We start from the raw sequence: 24371 nt of genomic DNA, 5'->3' as shown, positions 1-24371 counted from the left end.
GCGAGGCTTTTTACGTGGATAGTTCGATCGTCATCACGGGGCTGACCAATGTGTTCACCCTGTACAACATCGCCGCGATCCTCGGCGGTACGCTGCTCGGGCTGTTCGTCGGCGCCATGCCGGGCCTGTCGGCCACCATGGCGCTGGCGCTGCTGCTGCCGCTGACCTTCAGCATGGACACCGCGACGGGCCTGAGCATGCTCGCATCGCTCTACGTCGGGGCGTCCTACGGTGGCTCGATCGCCGCCATCCTGCTGCGCACGCCGGGCACGCCCTCGGCCGCGGCCACCGTGCTCGACGGCTTCCCGATGTCGCAGCAAGGGCAGGCCGGCAAGGCGCTGGGCATCTCCCTGATCGCCTCCTTCATCGGCGGCACCATCAGTGGCTTCGCGCTGCTCCTGGCGGCGCCGCTGCTGGGCAGCATCGTGGTGCAGTTCGGCCCCATCGAGCTGTTCGCCATCGCCGTGCTCGGCATCACCATCATCGGTTCGCTGTCCCAGGGCTCGGTGATCAACGGGCTGTTCTCCGGCGCGGTGGGGCTGCTGGTCAGCACGGTGGGCATGGACCTGACCACCGGCACGCCGCGCATGGCGTTCGGCAACATCAACCTGTTCTCCGGCATCAGCTTCACGGTGGCGCTGATCGGGCTGTTCTCGATTCCCCAGGCGCTGTCGCTGATCGAGAATTCCAACCTGCCGGCCAAGGTCGCCAGCCGCATCACCGACCGGCTGATCCCGAAGTTCTCGGAACTCAAGGCGCTGCTGCCGAACATGCTGCGCTCCAGCGGCATCGGCGTCATCGTCGGGCTGATCCCGGGCACCGGCGGCGACACCGCCAGCTGGTTCGCCTACAACGAGGCCAAGCGCTTCGCCAGGGACAAGAGCCGCTTCGGCCAGGGCGATCCCGCCGGTGTCGCCGCGCCGGAAGCGGCCAACAACGCGGTGGTCGGCGGCGCGCTGATCCCCACCATCGCGCTGGGGATTCCCGGCAGCTCGGCCACGGCCATCCTGCTCGGCGCGCTGATGGTGCAGGGCATCCTGCCAGGGCCCAACCTGCTGACCGACTACGGCGACGTCACCTACACCCTGATCTGGGCGGTGATCTTCGCCAACATCGGCCTGCTGCTGGTGGGGCTGATGTTCACCAAGGCCAGCGTGATGGTCACGCGCATCCCGGATGGCTTCATCGCCTGCGCCATCATCGCGCTGTGCATCGTCGGCGCCTATGCGATCAACAACAGCCTGTTCGAGGTGGGGCTGATGCTCGCCTTCGGCCTGTTCGGCTACTGGCTGGCCAAGGCCGGGGTCTCGCCGGCGCCGATGGTCATCGGGCTGATCCTCGGGCCGGTGATGGAGAACGGCTTCCACCAGTCGATGCTGATCGGCGACGATGACTACCGCATCTTCCTGTCCAGCCCGATCGCGGTGGTACTGCTGTGTCTCGCGGTATTCTCGGTGCTGCAGGCGACGCCGCTATTTCGCTGGATGCTCTCGCCGTTTCGGCGTGGCAACCCGGCAGCCTGAACGACACGCCCGGCGGCCTCGGTCGCCGGTTTCATAAATACAAGGAGATAAACATGATTCAAGCTACGGGTCGCGTCTGGTCCCCGGTGGTCACGCCCTTCAACGAGGCGCTCGCGCCTGACGCCCAGCGCTTCGTCGCCCAGTGCCACTGGCTGCTGGAGAACGACGTGGGGCTGGCCGTGTTCGGCACCAACTCGGAGGCCAACTCGCTGTCGCTCGAGGAGAAGATGCAGCTGCTCGATGCGCTGGTCGACTCCGGCGTGCCGGCCGCGCGGCTGATGCCGGGCACTGGCGCCTGCGCGCTGCCCGAGGCGGTGGCGCTGACCCGCCATGCGGTGGCCAAGGGCGTGGAAGGCGTGCTGATGCTGCCGCCGTTCTACTACAAGGGCGTGTCCGACGAGGGCCTGTACCGCTACTTCAGCGAGGTGATCGAGCGGGTCGGCGACGCGCGCCTGCGCATCTACCTCTACCACATCCCGCCAGTGTCCCAGGTGCCGCTGTCGCTGGCGCTCATCGAGCGTCTGCTCAAGGCCTACCCGAAGAACGTGGTCGGGGTGAAGGACAGCTCCGGCGACTGGAGCAACACCCAGGCGATGATCGACAACTATGCCGCCGACGGCTTCCAGGTCTACGCCGGCAGCGAACATTTCCTGCTGCAGACCCTGCGCGCCGGGGGCGCCGGCTGCATCAGCGCCACCGCCAACGTCAACCCGGGCCCCATCGCCGCCCTGGCCAAGGCCTGGCAGGGCGATGACGCCGACGCCCGGCAGGCGGCGCTGACCGCTACCCGCAAGCTGTTCGAGCGTTTCCCGATGATTCCCGCGCTGAAGGCCGCCGCCGCCCGTTACAGCGGCCTCGAGGATTGGTCGCGGGTGCGTCCGCCGCTGGTGGAGCTCAACGAGCAGCAGCGCCAGGACCTGTTCGCCACCCTCGACGAGGCCGGCTTCGACATGCCCGGCCTGAAACGCGGCTGAAGGGGACCTGGCTGATGGAGAGAAAACGGATCGTCGCCCTGCGCCGCCTGAAGGCGCCGCAGCTAGAGCGCCTGCGTGAGTCGTTCGAGGTGGAGTATTTCGAGGAGCCCGAGCAGCACGCCGAGGCGGTCGCCGCCGCGCTGCGCCAGGCTCACGGGCTGATCGGCGGCAAGCTCGTGGTCACCCCGGCGATACTCGACGAGGCGCCGCTACTGGAAGCGGTCGCCACCATCTCGGTGGGGTACGACAACCTGCCGGTGGCCGAGCTCACGCGGCGCGGCATCCTGCTGACCAACACCCCGGACGTGCTCACCGAAACCACCGCCGACACCGGTTTCATGCTGATCATGGCCAGCGCCCGGCGCCTGGTGGAGCTGGCCAACATGGTGCGCGAGGGGCGCTGGACCCAGCACGTCGGCGAGCCGCACTTCGGCAGCAACGTGCACGGCAAGACCCTCGGCCTGGTCGGGCTCGGCCGCATCGGCCGGGCCATCGCCCGCCGGGCGCTGGGCTTCGACATGCGCGTGCTGTACAGCAACGCCTCGCCCAAGCCGGAGCTGGAGGCCGAATGGGGCCTGGAGCGGCGCAGCTTCGAACAGTTGCTGGCCGAGTCGGATTTCGTCTGCCTCACCGTGCCGCTGACCGAAGAGACCGAGCACCTGGTCGGCTACGAGCAGTGCCGGGCGATGAAGCGTTCGGCCTTCCTGGTCAACATCGCCCGCGGCAAGGTGGTCGACGAGGCCGGGCTGATCCGCGCGCTGGAAGAAGGCCTGATCGCCGGCGCCGGGCTCGACGTGTTCGAGCAGGAGCCGGTCTCGCCCGGCTCCCCGCTGCTGCGCATGGACAACGTGGTGACCCTGCCGCACATCGGCTCGGCCACCCACGAGACCCGCGAAGCCATGGCCAGCTGCGCGGTGGAGAACATCCGCCAGGCCCTGCAAGGGGAGCGGCCGCGGGACCTGGTCAACCCGCAGGCCCGCCCGAACGGCTTTCCACAACCCGAGCAGGAACCGCCCGTCGATGCTAAGTAATCCCTCGCGACGCCTGGCGTCGATCCTGAACCTGCACGACCTCGACCGCATCGCCAGACGCCATCTGCCTCGGCCGATCTATGGCTACATCGCCAACGTGGCCGAGGACGGCCACACCGCCCGCGCCAATCGCAGCGCCTTCGAGGCCTACGCGTTCCTGCCGCGGGCGCTGGTGGACGTGTCGAAGATCTCGCTCCAGACCGAACTGTTCGGCCAGCGCTACGCCCTGCCGATCGGCATCGCGCCGATGGGCATCAGCGCGCTGTCGGCCTACCGCGGCGACCTGGTGCAGGCGCAGGCGGCGGCCAAGGCCGGCATCCCGATGATCCTCAGCGGCAGCTCGCTGATCCGCATGGAGGACGTGCTCAACCAGGGCCAGACCGACTGGTTCCAGGCCTACCTGCCGGGCGACCACGCCGGCATCGAGGCGCTGATCGAGCGGGTGCGCAACACCGGTTTCGACAAGCTGGTCATCACCGTCGACTACCCGGTGCCGCCCAACAGCGACAACAACACCCGCTCGGGCTTCTACTCGCCGCTGCGGCCCAGCCTGCGCCTGGCCTGGGACGGCCTGATCCGCCCGCGCTGGCTGTTCGGCACCTTCCTGCGCACGCTGGTCAACCACGGCCTGCCGCACTTCGAGAACAACTACGCCACGCGCGGCATCGCGGTGATCTCGCGCAACGTCAAGCGCGACTTCTCCGGGCGCAGCCACCTCAACTGGAGCTACCTGGAGCTGGTGCGCCGGCTGTGGCCCGGCAAGCTGGTGGTCAAGGGCATCCTCCACCCGGACGACGCGCGCAAGGCCCGCGACCTCGGCGCGGACGCGCTGATCGTCTCCAACCACGGCGGCCGCCAGCTCGACAGCACGCTCTCGGCCCTGGAGGCGCTGCCCGGCGTCGTCGAGGCGGTCGGCGATCTGCCGGTGATGGTCGACAGCGGCTTCCGGCGCGGCACCGACGTGCTCAAGGCCCTGGCGCTCGGCGCGCGCATGGTCTTCATCGGCCGGCCCTTCAACTATGCCGCAGCGTACGCGGGCGAAGCGGGCGTGTCGCACGCCATCGACCTCCTGGCGGCCGAGCTGCAACGCGACATGGCGCTGCTGGGCGTGACCCGGGTCGAGGACCTCGACCGGCACTGCCTGGTCGAGAGACGGAAATAGCCCGAACCACCCGCGCCCTGCGGGGCGCTCCGAGCCAGACACGAGCCAGGCGATGCCTGGCTCGTCTCGTTTCAGGGCCGCTGGCGGAGCTCCAGGCCAATCGGCAAGCCGAGGCCGGCGGGGCCGAGAGGGCGGCGATCGCCATGCTATATTTCGGGCTTCGTGTTTAAAGCTGGCGTAATGTGGAATCTATGAACACGGTTCGTGATCAATTGCCGCTGCCGGAAGACCTTCGGGTGTTTCTCACCGTCATCCGCAAGCAGAGCTTCGCCGGTGCGGCGGACGAGCTTGGGCTGTCGCCCGCCTATGTCAGCAAGCGCATCCAGGTGCTCGAAGGGGTGCTGCAGACCCGGTTGCTGCATCGCACTACCCGGCGGATCGCCCTGACCGACGACGGCGAACGCACGCAGCGCTGGGCGGTGCGCATCCTGGGCGATCTGGACGACCTCTTCGACGAACTCTCCCAGGCGCGGCTGACGCCCCGCGGGCAACTGCACATCAGCAGCAGTTTCGGCTTCGGGCGCAACCACGTGGCGCCGGCGATATCGGCGCTCGCCGAGCGCTATCCGGAGCTGGAGATCCGCCTGGAAGTGTTCGACCGGGTCGTGGACATCGTCGCCGAGGGCTTCGACCTGGAAATCCGCGTCGGCGACGACCTGCCGGGCCAGCACATCAGCAAGCGCCTGGTCACCAACCGGCGCGTGCTCTGCGCCAGCGCCGACTACCTGGCCCGTCGCGGCACGCCGACGAGCCTGGAGGACTTGCAACAGCACGATTGCCTGGTGCTCAAGGAGCGCAACAACGCCTTCGGCGTCTGGCAGCTCACGCGCAACGGGAAGGCCCAGAGCGTGCGCGTCAGCGGGCCGCTGTCCTCGAACAATGGCGAGATCGTCCTGCAATGGGCGCTCAACGACCGCGGCATCCTGTTGCGTTCGATGTGGGACGTGAAGCCGCTGCTGGAGCAGGGCAAGCTCGTCCAGGTACTGCCGGACTATAGTGAAAGCGCCAACGTCTGGGCGGTCTACCCGACCCGGCTGTCCAGTTCGGCCAAGCTGCGGGTGTGCGTCGAGTTCCTGGCCGAGCATTTCAGGCAACTGTCGCTATAGCGCCGTGCGGATCGCCCCGACCATCCACGATTCATGAATGATCGGGTCACGGTTTCGCGGCTTGCGCTCGTCTTCGGCTTACCTAGCATGGCGGGCACTGAATGAAGAGGAGAGAGGGTATGTTCGCTGAGTTCCAGAAGGACGAGTGCCTGGTCAATGGCGTGCGCATCGCCTACCGCAAGGGTGGCACCGGGCCGGCCCTGCTGCTGCTTCATGGGCATCCGCAGACCCATGTCATCTGGCACAAGATCGCCGACCGGCTGGCCCGGCACTTCACCGTGGTCGCCGCCGACCTCAGAGGCTACGGCGACAGCGACAAACCCGTCGGTGGCGATGACCACAACGCCTACTCCAAGCGCGAGATGGCGCGCGACGCCCTGGAGCTGATGGAAACCCTGGGGTTTCCGACCTTCGACGTGCTCGCCCATGACCGTGGCGCGCGGGTCGCCCATCGCCTGGCGGCCGACCACGGCACGGCGGTCCGGCGGATGATCCTGCTGGACATCGCCCCGACCCTGGCGATGTATTCTCAGACCAACGAGGCGTTCGCCCGTGCCTACTGGCACTGGTTCTTCCTGATCCGCCCGGCTCCGCTGCCCGAGGCCCTGCTCGAGGGCAATCCGGAGTTGTATCTGCGCAGCGTGATGGGCACGCGCAGCGCCGGCATGAAGCCCTTCACCGAGGAGGCATTGGCCGAGTACCTGCGTTGTCTCCGCCTGCCGGGCGCGGCGCACGCCATCTGCGAGGACTACCGCGCCAGCGCCGGCATCGACCTGGAGCACGACAGGCTGGACCGCGAGGCGGGCCGGCAACTGGAAATGCCGGTGCTGGTGCTGTGGGGTGGCGAGGGCGTCGTCGGTCGCTGCTTCGATCCGCTGGCGGAGTGGCGGAAGGTCGCGACCAACGTCCAGGGCAAGGCCCTTCCGGCCGGGCACTACCTGCCGGAAGAGGTGCCGGACCTGCTGTTCGACGAAGCGATGGCCTTTTTCGGCTGAGCCCCGCGCAGGGCGCCGCCGGAAGGAATCCGGCCGGCGCCCTCGTACTTTTCTCCCGGCGCGCCGTCGCCTGTCTACCGAACGCCCTGCCGCCGGCATCGTTCACGAATCGTGAATTCTCGCATCCCACTAACGCGCTTTGTGTGGGCGATGACGCTCAATATGCTGGCGGGGCAGGCCTGGCAGCCGGGCGCTGCGCTGCCCTGGACGAAAGCACGAAGCGAGAACGGCCATGAATCGCCCCAGAACCCTTTACGACAAGCACATCGACTCCCATACCGTCTGCGACCTCGACGACCAGGGCCATGTGCTGCTCTACATCGACCGGCAGGTCGCCAACGAATACACCAGCCCGCAGGCCTTCAGCGGTCTGCGCGAGGCGGATCGCAAGGTCTGGCGGCCGGCTGCCACCCTGGCGGTGGTGGATCACGTCAACCCCACGAGCCCGAACCGCATCGCCGCCATGCCCGACCCGGGTGGCGCGCGGCAGGTGTCCTACTTCGCCGAGAACTGCCGCGACTTCGGCATCGAACTCTTCGATGTGCTGGACAAGCGCCAGGGCATCGAGCACGTCGTCGCGCCCGAGCAGGGCTTCATCCTGCCCGGCATGGTGGTCGCGGCCGGCGACAGCCACACCACCACCTACGGGGCGCTGGGCGCCTTCGGCTTCGGCATCGGCACCTCGGAGATCGAGCACCTGCTGGCGACCCAGACGCTGGTCTACAAGCGGCTCAAGACCATGCGCGTGAGGGTCCATGGCGAGCTCGGCGTCGGCCTGACTTCCAAGGACATCATCATGGCGCTGATCCGCCGCATCGGCGCGTCCGGTGCCACCGGCTACGCCATCGAGTTCGCCGGCCCGACGATCGAGGCCCTGAGCGTCGAGGCGCGGATGACGATCTGCAACATGGCGGTCGAGGCGGGCGCGCGCGGTGCCTTCATGGCGCCGGACGACAAGGTCTATGCCTACCTGGCCGACAAGCCACGGGCGCCGAAAGGCGCGCTCTGGGACCAGGCCGTCGCGCGCTGGCGCGAACTCTACAGCGATCCGGGCGCCGAATTCGACGTCGACATCGAGCTGGACGCCGGCGCCCTGGAGCCGATGGTCACCTGGGGCACGAGCCCCGACCAGGCCGCCGCCATCGGCGACCGGGTGCCGGACCCGCAGGACGAGCCGGATGCCATCCGCCGCCAGGACCTGCAGCGCGCCCTGCGCTACATGGGCCTCACGGCGGGCGAGCGCCTGAGCGCCATCGAGATCAGCCATGCCTTCATCGGCTCGTGCACCAACGCCCGTATCGAGGATCTGCGCGACGCCGCCCGTGTCGTGCGCGGCCGCAAGGTCGCGCCCCATGTGCGGGCCATGGTGGTTCCCGGTTCCACCCAGGTGCGTGCACAGGCCGAGGCGGAAGGGCTGGCCCAGGTGTTCCTGGACGCCGGTTTCGAATGGCGCCAGTCGGGCTGCTCGATGTGCCTGGCCATGAACGACGACGTCCTGGCGCCCGGCGATCGCTGCGCCTCCAGCACCAACCGCAACTTCGAAGGGCGCCAGGGTGCCGGTGCGCGTACCCACCTGATGAGCCCCGCGATGGTCGCTGCCGCGGCGGTCTCGGGCCGTTTGACCGATGTACGTTCGCTGCCCCTGGAGGCCTGAGATGGAACCCTTCGTTGACATCAGCGGCACCGCCGCGCCCATGCTCGCCGCCAACGTCGATACCGACGTGATCATGCCCAAGCAGTTCCTCAAGGGCATCGACCGCAACGGCCTCGACCGGGGCGTGTTCTTCGACCTGCGCCTGCTGCCGAACGGCGAGCCGAACCCGGATTTCATCCTCAACCAAAAGCCCTGGAACCAGGCCCGCTTCCTGGTCGTCGGGCCCAATTTCGGCTGCGGCTCGAGCCGCGAACATGCCGTGTGGGGCCTCAAGCAGCTGGGCATCCGCGCGCTGATCGGCACCAGCTTCGCCGGGATTTTCTTCGACAACTGCCAGCGCAACGGCCTGCTGCTCATCCAGCTGAGCGATGGGCAGCTGCGCGAGGTCGGTGAAACGGTCGCCCGGCCCGAGTCGTCCCCGATCCGCATCGACCTCGCGGCGCAGACGATCACCCTCGACGGCGGACGCACCCTCGAATTCGCCATCGACGCCCTGCGCAAGGAAGCGCTGCTGCTCGGGCTCGATGCCATCGGCAGTACGCTGCAGCGCACCGATCAGATCAAGGCATTCGAGGCCCGGCATCTTCAGGCCAACCCCTGGTTGGCCTGAAGACTTTGCCTGGGGCCGTCTTGTCGGCCGTCAGGGCGTTCCGTTCTCGATCATCCAGCGGATGACGCTCACCAGCGGTATGTGGTGATGGCTGATGGAGCACCAGGCGGTTCGTTCCTCCCGGTACAGTTCGGTGTACCGGCTGAGCACCAGATGACGGCCGTCCTCGTCCAGGCGCAGTTCGATCTCGCGGCAGTGCAGCGAGGAGGGGTCCGGTGCCCTCATGCGGCGATGCAGCACCAGCGGGTGATCAATCGCCATCGGCTTCACCCTGTTCGCAGGCGTGCGTGGGGGTTGCGGCCGTGCCCCGTTTGCCTTCCGCGACGACGTTGGAGCGATGTTGCGCGACGGTATCGCGCAGCGCGGCGTAGTAATCCGGCCGTTTGCGCAGCTCGTCGGTCAGCGGCAGGTTTTCCGCCCGGCCGTCGACCACGCCGCCGACGGTATTGAGGGTGCTCAGGGTATCGACGGTATCGCTGTTGTCGCCGAAGGGGCTTACCGCGAAGCTCACCACCCGGCCGGTCGCATCTCGCAGATTGGACGTGCCGAACAGCGGAAGTTCGACGATGGGGCCGCTGGCAATATTCCAGACGCCGAATGTCTGGCCGAAGTCCGACCGGTGTCTTTCAATGCCCAACTTGCCCGAAACATCGATCAAACCAACGATGCCCGCCGTGGTGTTTATGAAGAAGCGGCCGGCGGTATTGGCCGAACGTCTGAAGTTGCCTTGCAACAGGTCGTTGATGAATACCTTGGGCTCGCCGAAGTTGGCGACGAAGTTGTGGACGCCGGTCTGGAAGAATCCCGGAAGACGGCGATAACCCCGGGCCACGGGCGCCAGTGCATAGTTGTCCAGGGTTCGGTTGAAGGCGAAGATTCCCCGGTTGATGGACTCGGCGGGGTCGTAGTAGCCATAGGCGACGTTGCCGCAGGCGTCCGGTTGCGTGGCGGCCGGTTGGCTGGCGCAGCCGCTGGCCAGCAACAGGATGAGTCCGGCGAACAGGGGACGGATGAAACGCGAAGCGGAAGGTGTGGTTGGCATCGGGACTGTCTCGGTAGGAAATGGTCGCGATGCTGACTGCGATTCTTTGCTCCAGGATTTCCGCTGTATTGCGTGCCGGTAGTTTTGTTGCCCGATTGAAATATATGACGTAACCGGTCGAATGGTTTTAGATATCCACTTCCAACAAGTCCGCACGTGCCCATCGTGACCCATCTATTACTTGTCGACGATGACCTCGAAGTTCTCGCCCTGTTGAAGAAGTTTCTCGAACAGCATGGTTATCGCGTGGATACCGCCACCGACGGGCCGACGCTGTGGCACGCCGTGGAACGCCAGATGCCCGACCTGGTGATCCTGGACGTGATGCTTCCCGGCGAGAGCGGGCTGATGCTCTGCCAGCGGCTGCGCGCCGAACAGGGCATCGCGGTCATCATGCTGACCGCGATGGGCGAGCTGAGCGACCGTATCGTGGGGCTGGAGCTGGGGGCGGACGATTACCTGACCAAGCCGTTCGACGCCCGCGAGCTGCTGGCGCGGATACGGGCCGTGCTGCGCCGCACGGGAGAGGTCAGAAGCGTCTGGAACGACAAGCCGCGCCCGATCCTGGAGTTCGCCGGCTGGCAGCTGGACGTCACGCGGCGCGAGTTGCGCTCGCCGGACAAGGTGATGATCCCGCTGTCGAGCGGGGAGTTCGAGCTGCTGCTGGTCTTCGCCGAGCACCCGCTGAGGGTGCTGACGCGTCAGCAATTGCTCGATATGGCGCGCGGCGAAGCCTACGACGCCTACGATCGCAGCGTGGATGTCCAGGTCAGCCGCTTGCGCCGCAAGCTGGAGACCGACCCCAACCGCGCGCCCATGATCCGTACCATCCGCAACGGCGGCTACCTGTTCACGCCGAACGTGCTGGTGAAGCGGTGAGCCCGCTGCGCCGGGCGTTGGCCAGGTTTCGCCGGCCGCGGTATACCGTGGCGCGCTGGATCGCGGTGACGACGATGGTGGCGATGCTGACCGCGCTGGCGCTCAACGGACTGTTCAGTGTGCTGGCCGGCGGCTGGGCCCGGCCGCCGCTGCTGGAAATCGGCCTGATGGAGAAGCTCGCCGCCATCACCCGCATCCTCGATTCGGTGCCGCCCGGGCAGCGAGCCGAGATCGCCCGCGCCGCCAGCGATCAGACCTTCACCACCCAGTGGGTGCAACGGCACGAAGAGGCTCGCTTGCCCCGTCTCGACGATCCCGGCTTCCAGAAGGGGGCGGCGATGCTGCGCGATCTGCTGGGCAGGCCCACGGCGACGGTCGAGGCGTACGAGCCCAGCGACTGGCCGCAGAGCCGGACCGATGGCCGCTATGCCTTGCTGATCGAGCTCAGCGATGGCTCCTGGGTCGTCTTTTCGGTGCCGACGCGCGGCTGGGGGCTGGACGAGCTGCCGCGCAACCTGATCGTGCTGGGCCTGGTGTTGCTCTCGACGATCCTCGTCGCCCTGGTCGCCACGCGGCACCTGGCCAGCCCGCTGGAGCGTTTCGCCCAGGGCGCCCGGCGTTTCGGCCGCGATTTCCGGGCGCCGCCGATCCCGGTGGAAGGGCCGCAGGAGATTCGTCAGGCAATCCTCGCCTTCAATGCCATGCAGGCGCAGCTGCAGCACTTCCTGCACGACCGGACGCAGATGTTGGCCGCCATCTCCCATGACCTGCGCGCGCCCCTGACGCGCATGCGGTTGCGCGGCGAATTCATCGAGGACGCCGAGCAGCAATCGAAGCTGTTCCGCGACGTGGACGAGATGCAGGCGATGGTCAATTCCGCGCTGGATTTCTTTCGCGACGACGCACGGCTCGAGCCGGCCATCCCGTTCGACCTGGCCGAGCTGCTGCACACGGTGGCCGACGATTTCAGGGACGCCGGGACCGGCTTCGGCCTGAGCGGGCCGAGCCGCTTCGTCTACGTGGGGCGCCCCATCGGCATCAAGCGGATGCTGGTCAATCTGGTGGATAACGCCATCAAGTACGGGCGCGACCCCTGCGTTCGGCTGATCGTCCGACCGAACCGGGCGGAAATCCGCGTCCTCGACCGGGGGCCGGGTATCGCCCCGGAGCATCAGGAGGCGGTGTTCATGCCGTTCTTTCGCATCGAGGGTTCGCGCAACCGGAACACCGGCGGTGTCGGGCTGGGGCTGGCCGCGGCGCGGGCGACGGTGCTCGAACACGGCGGAACGCTCACGCTGCGCAATCGCCAGGCAGGTGGCCTGGAGGTCCGGGTCGTGCTGCCCTTCGGCTGAACGGAACGGCCTCGGGCGGGCGCCTTCCGATCAGGCCTATGAAGTCATGAGCTAATGAAAAAGAAGAATAACGGCCCACGAATCTGCCCGTTGTATCGCGTTCGGCGCCGCCGTATATTGCGCCCGTGATGCCGGGCCCCTCTGGCGGTTAATACCGCGATGTCGGATCACAGTCTTTTAATTACGACTGAGGAGGGGCTCGATGAACGCCCTAGAACCGTTTCTCCTTGCCGAGTTCTTCGGCACGGCCACCTGGCTGTGGCTGGTTTTCATATCCATCGTCTTCGCACTGCTGGCTTTCGATCTCGGTGTCCTGCACCGTGACAATCGAGAAATCGGCGTGCGCGAAAGCCTGCTGCTGTCGGGCGGCTACATCAGCGCCGGCCTGCTGTTCGGCCTGTGGGTGTTCCATCAGAAAGGCAGCGATGCCGGCATGGACTACCTGACCGGCTTTCTGGTCGAGAAGTCGTTGTCCATGGACAACGTCTTCCTCATGGCGATGATCTTCAGCTCCCTGGCCATTCCCCGTCAGTACCAGCACAAGGTGCTGTTCTGGGGGATCATGGGAGTGCTGGTGCTGCGCGCGACGATGATCGGGCTTGGCGCGGCGCTGATCCACCAGTTCAGCTGGATTCTCTACGTGTTCGGCGTCTTCCTGGCCGTGACTGGCGCGAGGATGCTGTTCAGTCCGGTCGACGATCACCCCGACCTCGAGCGCAACCCGCTGGTCAGGTTCCTCCGCCGGCATCTGCGGGTGACCGACCGCTTGCATGGCCAGCGCTTCTTCGTCCGGCAACCCGGGGAAGGCGGAAAGGCGGTGCTATGGGTGACGCCGCTGTTCCTCGCACTGATCCTGATCGAATGCGCCGACCTGGTGTTCGCCGTGGACAGCGTGCCCGCGGTGTTCGCCATCACCCAGGACCCCTTCATCGTCTACACCTCGAACATCTTCGCGATCCTCGGGTTGCGTGCGTTGTACTTCGCGCTGGCCGCGCTCATACATCGCTTCGCCTACCTCAAGTACGCGCTCGCGCTGATCCTGATCTTCATCGGCACCAAGATCACCCTGGTCGGCATCATCGGCAAGATCCCCTCCGCCGTCTCGTTGGCGGTCACCCTCGGGCTACTCGCCGGCGGGGTGTTGCTGTCGCTCTACAAGACCCGGGGCGAGCCTGTGCTCATGCCGGGTCCGGACGCGCCGACGGGCGCGCTGGAGCCGGCTCCGATCGCCCAGCAGGAGAACGTCGCGCGCCGGGACTGACGGCAGTCGAAGGGCTCAGCGCGCCGGGTTGCGATAGTCGCTCGGGGTGACGCCCACTTCGCGACGAAATACCTGGGAGAAATGGCCGGGGCTGGAATAGCCGACCTCCATGCCGATGTCGATGATGCTGCGGTCGGTGTCGAGCAGCAGCGCTCTCGCCCGGGCCATGCGCAGGCGGATGAAGTAGTGCGAGGGCGACAGGCCGGTGGCCCGCTTGAACAGGCGGCTGAAGTGGTATTCGCTCAGTTGCGCCGCCCGGGCCAGGTTCGCCAGGCAGAAGTCCTCGGCCAGGCGCTGGTTCATCAGTTCGATGACTCGGCGCAGCTTGTGGGCCTGCAGGGCGTTGCCGCGCCGGGCCGGCCTGTCCGGGTCTCGGTAGGTACGGACCAGGTGCACCGCCAGCGCCTGGGCCAGGCTGCGGACCAGCAACGCGCTGGGCTCGCGCCGCTCGACCAGCTCCTGGCGCAGCTGTTCGAGCAGTATCCGCACCAGGTCGTCCCGCCCGGCGGACACGTCGCGCAGGCTGACCGGAGCGGCCTGGCGTCCCAGCAGGTCGCGTGACGCCTGGTCGACCAGCGCGTGGCCCAGATACAGGTGCATCACCTCGAAGCTATCGCCGCCCAGGGTCTGCCAGCGCATCTCGTAGGGCAGGGTGGTGCTGGTCAGGTAGAAGTCGCCGACCTGCACCCGCGCCGATTCCCATTCTTCTCCGGCGAAGCGCTCTTCGACGACGGCCGATCCGGCCAGGACCATCACCAGCAGCGGTTCGGCCACCGCCGGAACGAGTACCGGCTCGGTGATGCTGCGGTGCGTGAACAGCTGCAGCACGACGTCATTCATCCCCGGGTGCGGCGGCACCGCCCCGGCCTCACCCGGCATGTACCGCACCATGGACTCGGCGAGTATCCGATGGGCATCCGTTGGGGCAAGCGCGGGTCCTGGCGGGTTCACGAAGGTCGATCCATCGGCTAGGCCTCGGGAAAGGCGGGCGATCGAAAGGGTAGCGCACGCCGATGCGGCTGCAACGTCGCCGTGGTTGCCGGGTGCCTTGGTGCTGCGAATGGCAGGGCATCACCCGGTTGGCGCATCTGGCGCAAAACCCCGACAGCTTCGGCAAATCGGCGAAAGCCGTACCCGCCCGCCTGGGCCAGAGTGAAATCGTCATCAACCACAGCACCCCGACGGGGCGGAGGATTCACCCATGGCCGAGATCGAAAACAAGGTTGTGCAGGAGGTCGAAGGCAAGGTCGCGCTGGTGACCGGCGCTGCCAGCGGCATCGGCAAGGCCATCGCATTGCTGCTGCATGCGCGCGGCGCGAAGGTCGTCGCCGAGGACCTGGACCCGGCGGTCGAAGACCTGGCCCGCCCCGGACTGGTGCCGCTGCTGGCCGACATCACCGAGGACGGCGCCGCCGAGCGCGCGGTGGGCCTGGCGGTGGAGCGGTTCGGCCGGCTCGACATCCTGGCCAACAACGCCGGGATCATCATCAACAAACCGGTGGTGGACATGAGCCGGCAGGACTGGGAACGCATCCAGGCGGTCAACGCCACGGCCGCTTTCCTGCATTGCCGGGAGGCCATGAAGGCGATGCTGCCGAACCGGTCCGGGGCGATCGTCAACATCGCGTCCTATGCCGCGTACTTCGCCTTCCCGACCATCGCCGCCTACGCCGCGTCCAAGGGCGCCCTGGTGCAGCTGACCCGCACCCTGGCGCTGGAGGCCATCGAGCATGGCGTCCGGGTCAATGCCATCGGGGTGGGCGACGTGGTCACCAACATCCTCAACGATGTCGTCGACGACGGTCCGGAGTTTCTGGCCCGGCACGGCGAAGCCGCGCCAATTGGCCGGGCCGCGCAGCCGCAGGAGATCGCCGAAGTGGTCGCCTTCCTGGCCTCCGAGCGTGCGAGCTTCATGGTCGGCTCGGTGGTCATGGCCGACGGCGGCATGACGGTCACGGCAGGCTGACGCCGAGGGCTGTCACCCCTGGTCAACGTCCTGCTGCCGGCGCTGGAAGTCGCTGGCGGTGGGCCGGTTCGATGGGCGATGGCCTTCCCTGTACTACCACGGCCGTCTCCACATGCCTTCGCCGCTGAGGGCCATAGACCTGAGGCTGTCTGGAGCCCCGCGCAGCGGCGTCATCGCGACACGAGGCCGGGACCCAAGGCGAGGGTTCGTACAGTGCTTGACCTGTAAAGCGATCGTTTTACACTGAGGTCATGGATAAGCGCACTGAGATCATCGCGGGCGCTGCTCGCATATTCGAAGCCGAGGGCTTCCGGGGGATTGGCATCGGTCGGGTGATCGAGCCGTCCGGCGTTTCAACCCGCACGCTCTATAAACACTTCGGCTCCCGTGACGGGCTGGTCCTTGCCGTGCTCGACGCGCGGCACCGTGCGTTCATGGAGAGGCTCGACGCTCAGTCTGACGGCGTCGATCCGGTCGGGTCGCTGTTCGATGCGCTGAGGCACTGGATCGACGAGCGCGGCGCGCGCGGGTGCATGCTGCTGCGCGCGCGCAGCGAATATGCCGGGGCCAGCGAAGAGATCGTCGCGCTGGTTCAGGCGCAGAAGGCGGACTTCCTGGAGGCGGTCAGGCGGCGCGTCCGGCGTGCGCTCGGCCGTGACGACGCGGTACTCGGCAACCAGATCTGGCTTCTGTTCGAGGGCGCCACCGCCGCCGCCAGCGTCACCCGCGCTGCGGTCATCGACGATGCCAGAAGCGCCGCGCTGTCGCTGCTCGAGTCCGCTCGGGGAGGCCAACGATGAAGCGCAACCTGAACCTCGTCGCCGCCGCGTTCGCCTTGACCGCGCTTTCCTATGGTCTGGCGCGCTTCGCTTATGGCCTGCTGCTTCCGCAGATTCGCGAGGCGCTCGGCTTGGACGTAAGCGCCGCGGGGTGGATTGGAGGCAGCGCCTTTGCCGCGTACTGCGTGGGCATCGCTTCGGCGTTTTTCAGCAGCGGAAGCCTCAGCCCCCGCGTCATCGCGGTGCTGGCCGGGGTCGCCGCTACGGCAGGCCTGACGCTCGTCGCCGTCGCGTCGTCGGGATGGTCGCTGGGCCTGGGCATCGCCTTGGCCGGGTTGAGCACAGGCCTGACGTCTCCGCCGCTCGCCTCGGCCGTCGCCGCGCAGTTCAGTGACGACGCACGGCCCAGGGCAAACGGAACGATCAATGCCGGCACTGCGGCCGGGATCGTCTTTTCCGGCATTGCGGCGCTCGTGGCTGCAGGCGCCTGGCGCGAGCTCTATGGCCTGTTCGCGCTGATCGGTGCCGGCGTGACGGTGTGGCTGTGGCGCGCCGTGCCGTCGTGCTCGCGCGACGACGGACCTAAGGGGTTCGCGTTCCGGCTTCTGAAGCGACCCGGTGTGCTACCGCTCTGCACGAGCGCTTTTCTCATGGGCTTGGCGAGCACGACGATCTGGACGTTCGGCGCGGAAATCCTGCGCAGCGAATTCGGCTTTACCGAGCGCGATATTCCCTGGGCGTGGATCGCGCTGGGGGTGGCCGGCATCAGCGGGTCGCTGACCGGCGTTCTGACGAACCGCTTCGGTACGGGGCGTGTGCATGGCGCTGCGCTGCTGGCAATGGCTGCAGCCATCGTTGGCCTTCTGGCGACGGGAATCTCGCCCGCCTACGGTTTCGTGGCCATGGCGGTGTTCGGCGCGGCCTACATCGTCTCGTCCGGTGCCTTCCTGATTCAGGGCATCGAGCTGCTTCCCGATCGCCCTGATCTGGGCCTTGGCATTCCCTTTCTCGTCCTGGCGATAGGGCAGAGCGTCGGCACGCCCCTGTTCGGCGCCATGCTGGGTGCCATGGGCGCGGTCGGTGCGCTAACCGCATTCGCAGCGGCGGCGTGTCTGGCGATCGTCATTCGTCCAGGGGGCAGGGGTGCCGATAAACGCGCGAACATTGGCGAGCCGTTAGGGGAAAGGCCCTGACTTCATTCGAGGCGAACCGCGTGAGTTCGTGCCGGCCGCCTTCTCCTTCGCCGACGACGCGGCTGCAGTCGTCGATCACCGGGTCGTCCAGGACCTGTGGCCATGGTGGTCTTCCTCGGGCCTACGGCGGCGGCTCGTCAGGGGTGCTTTCGGCCAGAAGCGAACGCTCGAAAGGCTGCAGTCGGTGACTGCAAAAACCGGGAACTGGTTTCGATGTGTCGAGCTCTCAGTTATTCAGTCGGCCCACCAGGAGCTTGATCATGTCGGTATCAAACGAAAGCCGAACCGTCACCGGAGTCATCAGCCTCACGGCGCGCGATGCTGTGCAACCTATGGTCCTGATGCTCTGCGTCACGGCGATGGCGCTGTTTGCAACGCAGGCCTTCGCTCACCACGGTTGGGCCTGGGCGGAAGAAGAACAGTCGGAGTTGAAGGGCACGATTACCGAGATTTCGATGGCGCCACCTCATCCGGCCTTGCGCGTAAAGGCTCAGGACGGCCGTTCATGGCAGGTCGATCTGGGGAATCCGAGCCAGACGCAACGATCCGGTTTCACCGCTGATAGCGCCAAGGTGGGAGATGACATCACCGTACTCGGCAACCGCAGCAAGGAGCCGAACGAAGCGCATATAAAAGCCGTGCGCATTACGGTCGGTGGCAAGCAATACGACATGTATCCGGAACGCATCAAGGAATGACGACAAGGCGATGACCGCCTTTCTGCAATCCATCGCTGGCTGGCCTGGCGCCGTCTTCCTGCAGGAGCACTGGATCGCCTATCTCGTCGTCAATGCAGCCCACATCCTTGGCATCGGGCTGCTGCTGGGGGCGATCCTGCCGCTCGATCTACTCCTGGTGCGCTCAACGCACGGACGGGATCTGACGGCCATTGGCCCCTTTCTTGTACGCGTGGCGGCAACGGGCACCGCACTGGCGGTGATAACGGGGCTTTGGTTGTTCTCGGTGAGACCGGTGGAGTACGCGGGGAACCCGGCCTTCCTCTTCAAGGCCGCCCTGCTGGTGCTCGCGATCGGCAACGTCGCACTCCAGCATCGCGGCGAGGGCTTCGATGCCGCCCTGTGCGGCGAGCCAACGATGCCCGTTCGCGTCCTGGCCGCCGGATCAGCCGTTCTTTGGCTTTCCATTCTCATCGCGGGCCGCTCGATCGGCTTTGTCTGATCCGGGGTCATCTGGGGGAGTGAGCGGCGCCACTCCTGTTCATGCGGACCGCCCCGGCGCAGGCCGACGAGGCGGTCGTGCCGTCACCGGTTCCTGACCGATCCCTCCAGCGCCTGCCTCAGCTGGGCCTGGCCGAAGGGCTTGGCCAGGCGGGTCAGGTAGTCCGGGAACTGCACCTGGGTGCTGTAGCCCGACGCCAGGATGATCGGCAGGTCCGGCCAGCGCTGGTGGATGGCCTCGGCCAGCTCCAGCCCTGTCATGCCGGGCATGGCGTAGTCGGTCACCACCACGTCGACCGGCATCTCGCGGGACATCATTTCCAGCGCCTGGGCGCCGCTGCGGGCGGCCAGCACCGAGTGCCCGAGTTCCTCGATGACGGCGCTGAAACTGGTCAGCACCAGGGCATCGTCGTCCACCAGCAGGACCCTGAGCGTCGGGGTGGCGGTCGCGGGGGCCGGTTCGGCCTCTGCGGGCAGCGCCGTGCGCCGCTCCTGTTCTTGCTGCGTCGCGGCCGGTATCCAGATTTCCACCGAGGTGCCCTGGCCCTGGGTGCTGTGGATCGCCACCGCTCCGCCGAGCTGTTCGATGAGCCCGCGTACCATCGCCAGGCCCAGGCCGGTCCCCTTGCCCATTGCCTTGGTGGTGAAGAAGGGGTCCGTGGCCCGGGCCAGCACCGCCTCGTCCATGCCGATGCCGGTATCGGTGACCGACAGGCAGACGTACCAGCCCGGTTTCGCCCCCAGGGGGTTGCCCTCGGCCGCGTGCGCGTTCCTGGCGGCGATCACGATGCTGCCGCCCTCGGGCATCGCATCGCGGGCGTTGGTCACCAGGTTGAGCACCGCCAGCTCGAGCTGGTTCAGGTCAGCCAGGATGCCGGGCAGGCCCAGCGGAAAGCGGGTCTCGATCCGGATCATCGGGCCGAGGGTGCGCTGCAGCATGTCGGTCATGCCGTGCACCAGGTCGGGCAGTTCGAGCGGTTCGAGGTGGAGCGTCTGGCTGCGGGCGAACGCCAGCATGCGCTGGGTGAGCGAGGCCCCGCGTTGGGCCCCCTTGATGGCGTTGTCGATCAGGCTCGAGAGCTTCGGGTCGTCCCTGACGTGTCGGGAGACGATGCTCAGGCTGCCCATGATCACCGTCAGCAGGTTGTTGAAGTCATGGGCGATGCCGCCTGTCAGCTGCCCCAGCGCTTCCATCTTCTGCGACTGGAACAGCGTCTCGCGGGCCTTCTCCAGCGCCTGTTGCGCCTCCCTGGACTCGGTGATGTCGCGCGTGATCTTGGCGAAGCCGATCAACTCGCCGCCTTCGTCGCGTATGGCGTCGATGACCACGTGGGCGAAGAAACGGGAGCCGTCCTTGCGCACGCGCCACCCTTCCTTCTCGAAACGGCCTTCACGCGCCGCGGTGGCCAGGCCCCGGTCCGGCTCGCCGCGGGCACGGTCTTCCTCGGTGTAGAACCTGGAGAAATGGCTGCCGATGATCTCCTCGGGCAGGTAACCCTTGATGCGCTGGGCCCCCGGGTTCCAGCTGTTGACCCGACCGTCAGGATCGAGCATGAAAATGGCGTAATCGGTCACACCCTGGACCAGCAGGCGGAACTGCTGCTCGGTCTTCCTGATCGCGGCCTCGGCGAGCCGGCGCTCGGTCAGGTCCCGGGTGACCTTGGCAAAACCCAGCAGCTCACCGGAGGGCGACCATATGGGGTCGATGACGACGTGGGCCCAGAAGCGGCTGCCGTCCTTGCGGACACGCCAGCCTTCGTTCTCGAAGCGTCCTTCCGATTGCGCGATGGCCAGGGCGCGCTGGGGCAGGCCGGTGCGCTTGTCTTCTTCGGTGTAGAAGGTCGAGAAATGCCGACCGAGGATTTCGGCCTGCTGATAGCCCTTGAAGCGTTCCGCGCCCGGGTTCCAGCTGCTGACGAAGCCTGCGGGGTCGAGCATGTAGATGGCGTAGTCGATGACCGCTTCGACCAGCAAACGATAACGTTCCGCTTCCGGTACGGGGGAGGTGGCGGGTTGAGGCGTTTCCATAAAGTCCTACCGTTTGCGTAGGAGACCATTATTGCACGGGTTTTCGGGCGTTGTGCCGGGCTTCGTCGTTTCCGTTCCGCTTACCGACGTCGCGCGTCGTGCGGGCCGGGCAGGCGAGGCGTCTGGGGCGCGGCCGAGAGCGGTGGCTGCATCGGCGAACCCACGGGCTTGGTTACACTCTGATCCTCGACTGCCCTTGATGAGTGATGCATGAACGACAGCCTGGCCTTTGCCACCCCTTCGCCCCTGCCCGCGGTACTGGCCGGACCGCTGTTGCGCAGGCTGCAGGCCGACCGCGTGGTGATCTGGCTGGTCGGCAGCGAAGCGCTGACGCCGCGGCTGGAGCTGCACCCCGACGGCGAGGCGCCGCGTCGGGTGGCCTTGCCCGGCGAGGCCTGCCGGGTGTTGCGGATCGGCACCTCGGCCTGGCTGCACCTGATCGACGTGCGCCTGGAATCGCCGTTGCCGCTGGACCGGCTGGTGGAATACGACCTGCTGATCGACCGCGACGGCATCGAGCAGGGCATTGCAGACTGGGCGCCCCAGCTGATCCACGAGGGGGCGCAGCGCCCGGCCTTCGTCGTGCGCTCGCGCTTCGACGACCTGCTGCACGGCTCCTGCCGCAAGCCGCATCACGCCGCGCCGGACGGGCTGGTGCCGATCGACGGGCTCTTGGCCGAGGCGCGACAGGCGCCGGAGCGCTGGCCGGCGGCGCTGCTGATGACGGGCGACCAGGTCTATGCCGACGATGTCGCCGGGCCGATGCTGGTGGCGATCCATGCCCTGATTCGGCGCCTGGGCCTGTATGGCGAATGCCTCGAAGGCGCGGTGGTCGACGACAGCGATGCGCTGATGGCCCATCCGGCCAGCTACTACCACCGCGAACAGTTGCTGCCGGCGTTCAAGTCCAACGAGGCGCTGCGCGAGCGGTTTTTCGGCGGTGTCGAAAAGCCGGTGTTCACCACCTCCAACGCCCACAACCACCTGGTGTCCCTCGGCGAGGTGCTGGCGATGTACCTGCTGGTCTGGTCGCCGGTGCCCTGGCAGCTGATCGAGCCGCAGATGCCGCCGCTGGACGCGGAACTGGCCGAGCGCTATGCCCGCGAAGCGGCCTGCATCGAGGGCTTCCGCGCGGGGCTGGCGCAGGTGGCGCGGACCCTGGCGCACCTGCCGTCGCTGATGATCTTCGACGACCACGACATCACCGACGACTGGAACCTCACCGCGCGCTGGGAAGAAACCGCCTACGGTCATCCGTTCTCGCGCCGCATCATCGGCAACGCATTGCTCGGCTACCTGCTGTGCCAGGCCTGGGGCAACGAGCCGGAGGCGTTCGAGGCGCCGCTGGCGGCCATCGAGCGGCTGCTCGGCAGCGTCGCGCAGGGACGGCTCGACTGCGCCATGCACGACGAGGTGGTCGACGCGCTGTTGCGCTGGAACGACTGGGGCTACGTGCTGCCCTGCGAGCCGGTGCTGGTGGTGCTCGACACCCGCACCCGGCGCTGGCGCAGCGAAGGCCACCTCAGCCGCCCGTCCGGGTTGATGGACTGGGAGGCGCTGACCGATTTCCAGCAGCACCTGCTCGACCACCGCTCGGTGATCATCGTCTCGCCCGCACCGATGTTCGGCGTCAAGCTGATCGAGACCGTGCAGCGGGTCTTCAGCTGGCTGGGCCAGTCACTGATGGTCGATGCGGAAAACTGGATGGCCCACCGGGGCGCGGCCAACGTGATGCTGAACATCTTTCGCCACACCCGCACGCCCGGCAACTACGTGATCCTCTCGGGGGACGTGCACTATTCGTTCGCCTACGAGGTGCACGTTCGGGGGCGCCAGGAAGGCCCCAGGCTCTGGCAGATCACCAGCAGCGGGGTGAAGAACGAGTTTCCGCGTCGCCTGCTGGACCTGTTCGACCGGCTCAATCGCTGGCTGTACGCGCCGCGCTCGCCGCTCAACTGGTTCACCAAGCGCCGCCGGGTGCGCGTCCAGCCCTGGCTACCGAGCCGCAGCGAGTCCGGGGAGCGGCTGTGGAACGCGGCGGGCATCGGCCGGGTTCGGCTCGATGCGCAGGGCCGTCCGCTGCGGGTCGAGCAGATCAATGCCGACGGTTCGCCCGCCGTGGTCTTCGCGCCGGAGCGCGACGGCGATCCGCGATAGCGCGTCCCGAGGGGCTCAGAGTGTACCGCTGCCCGACCCGGTGGCCGGCTCGCCGTTCGCGCTGCCTGCCCGGCGTTGCGGCGGGGCGACGGGCTTCAGCGTGCCGTCGCGGTCCAGGCGCAGGCGCGCGAAGTCGTGGGCGAGGAACAGCTCGCCCTGGTAATGGCTGGCCGCTTCGGCGCGCACGTCGTCGATGGACAGGCCGCGCGTCGAGTCGGCCTGGTAGCGCGCGCTGAAGTGGGTCAGCACCAGATTGGGGAGCGCGATGGAGCGGGCGAACGCCGCGACGCTGGCCGCTGTGCTGTGGCCGAACGTCTCGCCGGCCTTGTCCGCGATGGCCTGGGTGTAGGTGGCCTCGTGGACCAGCACCTGCGCGTCGCGGCAGGCCTCGGCGAGCAGGTCGGGCCGGTCGTTGTCGCCGCCCACCACGATGCGCCGGGGTTCGCGGGTGAACAGCACGTAATCGTCGGCGCGCAGCAGGCGCCCTTCATGCAGGACATCCTCGCCACGCACCAGGCGGCCCCAGAGCGGGCCGCGGGGGATGCCGTCGCGGTCGAGCCTGTCGATGTCCAGCCGCGGGTCGGGCCGCGCCTCGGTGAAGCGGTAGCCGTAGGACGGCACGCGGTGGGAGAGGGCGATGGCCTCGACCTTGAGCGAGCCGCAATGCCAGGGCCCGAGGGTTTCACTCGCGCGGAAGACCAGCTCGAACGGCAGGTAGGTCTGGGACAGGCTGAAGGTGCTGCGCAGCCAGGGCTCGATGCCGGCCGGGGCGATGATCTCCAGCGGCGCCTTGCGCCCGAGCATGCCGGCGCTGGCCAGCAGGCCGGGCAACCCGTAGCAGTGGTCGCCGTGCACGTGGGTGATGAACAGGCCGCGCAGCTCGTGCAGCGACAGCGGCGTGCGCAGCAGCTGGTGCTGGGTCCCCTCGCCGCAGTCCACCAGGTACCAGCCCTTGCCGGTCTCTTCGAGCAGCCCCAGCCCACTGACGTTGCGTGCCCGGGTCGGTGTGCCGGACGAGGTGCCGAGAAAGAGCAGATCCACTGATGGTCTCCGTCGAGCCATGAATCACATGGGCGGTGCAGCCGAACCTGACGGGGGTCAGGCGTCGCGCAGCAGGTCGTGGGTGTTGAGCAGTGCGTAGGCGATTTCCGGGCGCCTTTCGAGCCCCTGGCGGATGGCGCGCGGGATGGACTGGCGCGTTTTGCGGCACAGGCCGGGTTGCTCGTGGATGTGGATGCCGATGCCGCGCATGCTGCGTACTTCGGACCGTCCCGGCGCCACCTCCAGGCGGATGCCCAGCTGTTCGTGCATGCGCTGCTGCATGCGCTCGAGGTCCGCGAGGCTCTGGATATCGGCCAACCGTTCGAGCAGCCGCTTTTCCTCCTGCCGGGTCAGCCGCAGGATCCGCAGATCGGCATCCTGCGCCTCCAGCAGGCGATCACGGGCGCAATCGCAGACACCGGGCGGGCAGGGTTGTCGGG

General features: G+C 67.4%; 23 protein-coding genes. 17 read left to right on the top strand and 6 right to left on the bottom strand.

The annotated features are described in order from the left end of the window. Positions 1-14: 14 nt before the first annotated feature. From DN824_RS16955 to leuD, 8 genes are all read left to right on the top strand, one after another. The gene (locus DN824_RS16955; protein WP_206666170.1) at positions 15-1523 is read left to right on the top strand and encodes a tripartite tricarboxylate transporter permease; all 1509 of its coding nucleotides are present in this window, start codon (positions 15-17) and stop codon (positions 1521-1523) included. A gap of 53 nt (positions 1524-1576) precedes the next feature. Further along, positions 1577-2497 carry a dihydrodipicolinate synthase family protein gene (locus DN824_RS16950; RefSeq protein WP_138409590.1) on the top strand — a complete coding sequence of 307 codons (921 nt, stop codon included), beginning with the start codon at positions 1577-1579 and terminating at the stop codon, positions 2495-2497. 14 nt (positions 2498-2511) lie between these two features. Further along, entirely contained in the window at positions 2512-3528 is a 1017-nt protein-coding gene (locus DN824_RS16945) for a 2-hydroxyacid dehydrogenase (RefSeq protein WP_138409589.1), read from the top strand. After that, the gene (locus tag DN824_RS16940; protein ID WP_138409588.1) at positions 3518-4690 is read left to right on the top strand and encodes an alpha-hydroxy acid oxidase; all 1173 of its coding nucleotides are present in this window, start codon (positions 3518-3520) and stop codon (positions 4688-4690) included. The genes DN824_RS16945 and DN824_RS16940 overlap by 11 nt, the downstream gene beginning before the upstream one ends. 191 nt (positions 4691-4881) lie before the next feature. Beyond that, positions 4882-5796: a LysR substrate-binding domain-containing protein gene (locus tag DN824_RS16935; protein WP_138409587.1), complete on the top strand. Its 915-nt coding sequence runs from the start codon at positions 4882-4884 to the stop codon at positions 5794-5796. 119 nt (positions 5797-5915) lie between these two features. Further along, a complete protein-coding gene (locus DN824_RS16930) occupies positions 5916-6791 on the top strand; it encodes an alpha/beta fold hydrolase (RefSeq protein ID WP_138409586.1) in 876 nt (291 codons plus the stop codon). 232 nt (positions 6792-7023) lie between these two features. Beyond that, positions 7024-8445, top strand: a complete 1422-nt coding sequence (gene leuC / locus DN824_RS16925) for a 3-isopropylmalate dehydratase large subunit (RefSeq protein ID WP_138409585.1) — start codon at positions 7024-7026, stop codon at positions 8443-8445. Position 8446: 1 nt separating this feature from the next. Beyond that, a complete protein-coding gene (leuD, locus tag DN824_RS16920; RefSeq protein ID WP_138409584.1) occupies positions 8447-9055 on the top strand; it encodes a 3-isopropylmalate dehydratase small subunit in 609 nt (202 codons plus the stop codon). A gap of 30 nt (positions 9056-9085) precedes the next feature. Here leuD and DN824_RS16915 read toward each other — a convergent pair whose 3' ends face one another. Together DN824_RS16915 and DN824_RS16910 are read right to left on the bottom strand one after the other, a co-directional pair. After that, entirely contained in the window at positions 9086-9316 is a 231-nt protein-coding gene (locus DN824_RS16915) for a hypothetical protein (RefSeq protein WP_138409583.1), read from the bottom strand. Then, the gene (locus DN824_RS16910) at positions 9306-10097 is read right to left on the bottom strand and encodes an MlaA family lipoprotein (RefSeq protein ID WP_138409582.1); all 792 of its coding nucleotides are present in this window, start codon (positions 10095-10097) and stop codon (positions 9306-9308) included. Before DN824_RS16910 ends, DN824_RS16915 begins: the two co-directional genes overlap by 11 nt. A 165-nt stretch (positions 10098-10262) precedes the next feature. Between DN824_RS16910 and DN824_RS16905 the strand changes: the two genes are divergently transcribed. From DN824_RS16905 to DN824_RS16895, 3 genes are all read left to right on the top strand, one after another. After that, positions 10263-10976 (top strand): response regulator, encoded by a 714-nt coding sequence (locus DN824_RS16905; RefSeq protein WP_138409581.1) that lies wholly within the window; start codon positions 10263-10265, stop codon positions 10974-10976. Then, positions 10973-12328: an ATP-binding protein gene (locus DN824_RS16900; RefSeq protein WP_414718419.1), complete on the top strand. Its 1356-nt coding sequence runs from the start codon at positions 10973-10975 to the stop codon at positions 12326-12328. Before DN824_RS16905 ends, DN824_RS16900 begins: the two co-directional genes overlap by 4 nt. Before the next feature lie 202 nt (positions 12329-12530). After that, positions 12531-13589: a TerC family protein gene (locus tag DN824_RS16895; RefSeq protein ID WP_138409580.1), complete on the top strand. Its 1059-nt coding sequence runs from the start codon at positions 12531-12533 to the stop codon at positions 13587-13589. Positions 13590-13604: 15 nt separating this feature from the next. Here DN824_RS16895 and DN824_RS16890 read toward each other — a convergent pair whose 3' ends face one another. Then, positions 13605-14468, bottom strand: coding sequence for a helix-turn-helix domain-containing protein (locus tag DN824_RS16890; protein ID WP_241663918.1), 864 nt, complete (start codon positions 14466-14468; stop codon positions 13605-13607). Positions 14469-14790: 322 nt separating this feature from the next. Here DN824_RS16890 and DN824_RS16885 point away from each other — a divergent pair, with 322 nt between their 5' ends. The 5 genes from DN824_RS16885 (at position 14791) to DN824_RS16865 (ending at position 18706) form a co-directional block, all read left to right on the top strand. Continuing rightward, entirely contained in the window at positions 14791-15555 is a 765-nt protein-coding gene (locus DN824_RS16885; RefSeq protein WP_138409579.1) for an SDR family NAD(P)-dependent oxidoreductase, read from the top strand. A gap of 251 nt (positions 15556-15806) precedes the next feature. After that, entirely contained in the window at positions 15807-16355 is a 549-nt protein-coding gene (locus tag DN824_RS16880) for a TetR/AcrR family transcriptional regulator (RefSeq protein ID WP_138409578.1), read from the top strand. Then, entirely contained in the window at positions 16352-17527 is a 1176-nt protein-coding gene (locus DN824_RS16875) for an MFS transporter (protein ID WP_138409577.1), read from the top strand. The genes DN824_RS16880 and DN824_RS16875 overlap by 4 nt, the downstream gene beginning before the upstream one ends. Before the next feature lie 260 nt (positions 17528-17787). Continuing rightward, a complete protein-coding gene (locus tag DN824_RS16870; protein ID WP_241663919.1) occupies positions 17788-18225 on the top strand; it encodes a DUF6152 family protein in 438 nt (145 codons plus the stop codon). Positions 18226-18235: 10 nt separating this feature from the next. Further along, entirely contained in the window at positions 18236-18706 is a 471-nt protein-coding gene (locus tag DN824_RS16865) for a DUF2214 domain-containing protein (RefSeq protein WP_138409576.1), read from the top strand. Between the two features lie 83 nt (positions 18707-18789). On the opposite strand, the gene DN824_RS16860 is transcribed toward DN824_RS16865, so the two are convergent. Then, the gene (locus DN824_RS16860; RefSeq protein WP_138409575.1) at positions 18790-20733 is read right to left on the bottom strand and encodes a hybrid sensor histidine kinase/response regulator; all 1944 of its coding nucleotides are present in this window, start codon (positions 20731-20733) and stop codon (positions 18790-18792) included. Positions 20734-20943: 210 nt separating this feature from the next. Here DN824_RS16860 and DN824_RS16855 point away from each other — a divergent pair, with 210 nt between their 5' ends. Further along, complete coding sequence (locus tag DN824_RS16855; protein WP_138409574.1) at positions 20944-22890, top strand: metallophosphoesterase family protein; 1947 nt, start codon at positions 20944-20946, stop codon at positions 22888-22890. Between the two features lie 15 nt (positions 22891-22905). Here the strand turns inward: DN824_RS16855 and DN824_RS16850 are convergent, their stop codons facing one another. Further along, a complete protein-coding gene (locus tag DN824_RS16850) occupies positions 22906-23931 on the bottom strand; it encodes a ribonuclease Z (protein ID WP_138409573.1) in 1026 nt (341 codons plus the stop codon). 57 nt (positions 23932-23988) lie between these two features. Next, positions 23989-24371: hypothetical protein (locus tag DN824_RS16845; protein WP_138409572.1), on the bottom strand; the 383-nt coding region annotated here is incomplete at its 5' end.

It is taken from the genome of Stutzerimonas nosocomialis (genome assembly GCF_005876855.1).
GTDB classification, from domain to species: Bacteria; Pseudomonadota; Gammaproteobacteria; order Pseudomonadales; family Pseudomonadaceae; genus Stutzerimonas; species Stutzerimonas nosocomialis.
This window is presented reverse-complemented; position numbering and strand designations above follow the sequence as displayed.